Annotated in this window: 1 protein-coding gene and 1 pseudogene; both read left to right on the top strand. The window is 68.8% G+C overall.

Going from position 1 to position 1,084, the window contains the following annotated elements; genetic code table 11:
• Nucleotides 1–280 (top strand): hypothetical protein (locus RUMESO_RS25600; RefSeq protein WP_037277992.1); only part of this gene is annotated, 280 nt, incomplete at its 5' end.
• Between the two features lie 619 nt (nt 281–899).
• Nucleotides 900–1,084 (top strand): annotated as a pseudogene (locus RUMESO_RS02885) (hypothetical protein); the annotation flags it as partial.

Here is a 1,084-nt window from a genome sequence, read left to right as displayed (position 1 = left end):
GGACAGCGGCCCGGGCCGGGCGGCGCGCGACGTGATCGCCGACTTCGAGCCCGGGCAGGACCGCATCGTGCTGCGCGCCATCGACGCGGTGGCGGACGAGCCGGGCCACCAGGGCTTCACGCTCGACCAGGACGGCTCGTTCTCGGCGGGCGAGATCCGCCTGCGCGAGGTCAAGGCCGGCCTGCTCGTGGAGCTCAACGTCGACGACGACGCGCGGCCCGAGATGACCATCCTGGTCCGGGGCGGTGGCACGCTCACCGTGGACGACTTCGTGCTCTAACGGCGGTGGCGGTGCTTGTCTTAGCGCCTTACCGGAGCGCGAACCTCCCGCAGTAGGCGGGCCGAGACGGACCCGAACGCCTCGCCCGTTCTGTCCGCGCTGTGCAGCTTGCCGCTCTGAAGGGACACCGCCCCCTGTGCTCGCTCAGGGGAGGAGCGGCACAGGGGGGGTTGAGGTCGCAGCCGGCAGGGGAACGTTGGGACAGTCCCTGGACGGCGTTTCGTCGCTCGACGCGGGTCACGACAAACCCTGCTCCAAGAACTCTCGTACGCTCCGGGCGGTTCCGGGCAAAGGCTGATGAGGTCCGAGCAGATCAGCCCCCGACTGCACCGTGAGCTCAGTCGGTGTTGAGGCCGCGGCTGGCGAGTTCCCGCGCAAGTGCTTGCAAGTCTTGAGCGACGCTCCGCTGTGGCCGGCCAGCAACATGGACTTAGGTTCGATCACCCGTTAGTCCCGATCACGCCGACGCGGTGGGACAGCTGTGCCGGCTTCATCGACACCACGAACCGCTTGGGACGCGCGTCCCTCGGATAAATTTCTTTCGCCTTGAACCCAGCGCATCGGCTGGGCTCGCCCGGGCCGCTCGGCCCGGCGGACGGCTGCTGCCAATGGGGAACTTATGTTCGACACCAACAACGATCTGGTCTTCGGTCGCCAGAGCTACGCGAACGGCGACTGGCAAGTCTCGGACTGGGACGCGGGGGCGCTCACCCGTATCACGAACTGGTCGCGCGACCGGGTGCGCATCGCTGCGGACGGCGCCGCCGAGGTGAGCCTGGGCTCGGCCGCGCCCGGCTCCTACAA

This window comes from Rubellimicrobium mesophilum DSM 19309, assembly GCF_000600335.2.
In the GTDB taxonomy this organism is placed as follows: Bacteria; Pseudomonadota; Alphaproteobacteria; order Rhodobacterales; family Rhodobacteraceae; genus Rubellimicrobium; species Rubellimicrobium mesophilum.
This window is presented reverse-complemented; position numbering and strand designations above follow the sequence as displayed.